Origin of the sequence: Leptolyngbya sp. FACHB-36, from assembly GCF_014695955.1 — a bacterium.
GTDB lineage: Bacteria > Cyanobacteriota > Cyanobacteriia > Leptolyngbyales > Leptolyngbyaceae > FACHB-36.
Map to the genome: position 1 here is coordinate 1 of NZ_JACJPG010000202.1, position 2,382 is coordinate 2,382.

Sequence of the window (2,382 nt, forward strand, 5' to 3'; positions counted from 1 at the left end):
CACAAAATTAGCGAACTGCGGCTGATGCAGCCCGTCGATCGTCCCTTTCTCCAACTCATTCAGCACCTCAACCTGCCCTGCTCCGTCCACTTCACGCCCAGCAATCGCTATGTCTGGCGCGACGACGAGTTTGTTGAGTGGGCAACCACCCGCAAGCGCCTTGTCATGGAAGACTTCTACCGCGAAGGGCGACGACGGTTCAACATTCTGATGGTTGGGGACCAACCTACGGGCGGGCGGTGGAATTTCGATCGTGAAAACCGCAAGCCTCCCAAAGGCAAACTGACGCTGCCAGAAGCGCTATGGTTTGAGCCAGACTCTATCACCCAAGACGTAATCAACTGGGTAAAACAGTCGGCTGCATTCAAAGACAGCCAGGAATACTGGCACATTGAACCCTTTCGCTGGGGTGTCACTCGTCAACAGGCGCTTCAAGTGCTTCAGTTTTTTGTAGAAACGCGCCTGTCGGAGTTCGGTCCCTATCAGGATGCCATGGTCACCGGAGAGCAAACCCTGTGGCACGCGATGCTGTCGCCGTACCTCAATTTGGGACTGTTGCACCCGCTAGAAGTCGTGCACGCGGCTGAGCAAGCGTATTACGCGAACCAAAGTGATTGGGAGCTTAACAGCGTCGAGGGATTTGTGCGGCAGGTGTTGGGCTGGCGCGAGTACATGCACGGCATCTACGTTTACATGGATGAGGGCTATCCGGAGCGCAACTGGTTCCACCACGTCCAACCGCTGCCTGCGTTCTACTGGACTGGGGACACACCAATGAACTGCCTACATCATGTCCTGACCCAAGTGAAGGAAACAGGTTACGCTCACCACATTCAGCGGTTAATGGTGCTGAATAACTTTGGGCTGATTGTGGGAATTTCGCCGCAGGAGCTAGAAGACTGGTTCCACGCGGCGTTCGTTGATGCGTACGACTGGGTGATGCAGACCAATGTGATTGGGATGGGTCAGTATGCAGACGGCGGCACGATCGCCTCTAAGCCCTATGCCGCATCGGCGAACTACGTCAACACCATGAGCAACTACTGTAAGGGCTGCGTGTACAATCCCCGCGATCGATCGGGCGATGACGCCTGCCCGTTCAACTTCTTCTACTGGGATTTTTTGGCTCGTCACTACGAGAAGCTCAAGGGCAACCATCGCATGAGTCAAATTCTCCGCAATTTAGAGCGCATTTCGCCAGAAGAGGTGCAAATCATGCGGCAAAAAGCGGCGGACTGGCGCACTGCTCACACAAAAACCGAGTACCCGCTACCCTCAACGCCCCGATCGCTCGGTTAGAGCCCTAGTTGACTGACAAAACTTCGGACGACCTCTCCCCCAGCCCCTCTCCGACACGGAAAGGGGCGTCAGACGAACTTCTAATTCCCTCTCCTGCGAGGAGAGGGTTAGGGAGAGGTCTTCAGCAATTTCAGCAACCGTTTTGTCAGTCAACAAGGTTAGACCTCATAACCATTACACATCGTCCTGCAAGATCTTATTCAGCAGCGTGAATAGTCCTTGATACATCTTCAGCAACAGCGGCAGTGCCAGCGCTAAGGTAATCAGTCCGAAAGGGCTAAAGAATAAACGAGAAAGCTTGGAAAGCGTGTACCAAATTACGAATACGGATGCCACGACGAAAAATCCGATCGTCAAATTCCTCCGAATTTGATTGATGCCTTTGCGCTTCGGCTTGTTGACAGTCTGGTTAAGGGTCTGGGAACGAGTCGAATGATTAAGCGGCTCCACTACTGGCGTTGGTTCAGTCAGCACAAGCTCTTTGATTTTGTAGCAAGAATTTCCTTTCGTTTTCTGCTTGTAGACTTCGATCGTGGTGATTCCCGCCAGATTCAATTCGGTCAATGTTTCACGAATCGATTTCGCAAAGGTATCCGCTTCTAGGATTTGATTGGTTTTTGTGATGACTTTGAGAATTGTGTTGTCCCTGCTAGCCTCAAATGTCAGGGTTTCGCTGCCCAGCGCTGCATTAAGGCGGTTAGAAATTGCCGAGTTCTCATCTTCCGCTGGCACCGGCACCGGACGGTCTGATGCTTGATAATCTAACGCTTGGCTAGAGGGTGCCGGAACGGACTCTGTGGCAGAACTTACCTCAGCCCTAGCAGAGCCAAATGCGTAAACCTGCATCCAAGCGGGAACGGTTGTTCCTGCAAGCCGTCCGTACACGTGCAGCGATCGAAGGTTGCTCAGTCCTAAATTGACCATGCCGCGATGGGTGAAGGCGGCAAACATTTGCTGATCGGGCACGCTGATTGACTCCAGCATCACTCGCACCGCACCGTCCTGAGCCATAACTCTGGCAGTAATCCCCTTGGGTTGCAGCGATCGATTCATTAAAGCCGCGATCGCGTGGGCATTTCCCTG

General features: G+C 53.1%; 1 protein-coding gene and 1 pseudogene. One reads left to right on the top strand and one right to left on the bottom strand.

Annotation, left to right across the window (positions count from 1 at the left end):
* Window positions 1–1,299: cryptochrome/photolyase family protein (locus tag H6F43_RS04610; protein ID WP_190341124.1), on the top strand; the 1,299-nt coding region annotated here is incomplete at its 5' end.
* A gap of 174 nt (window positions 1,300–1,473) precedes the next feature.
* Here H6F43_RS04610 and H6F43_RS04615 read toward each other — a convergent pair.
* Window positions 1,474–2,382 (bottom strand): annotated as a pseudogene (locus H6F43_RS04615) (hypothetical protein); the annotation flags it as partial.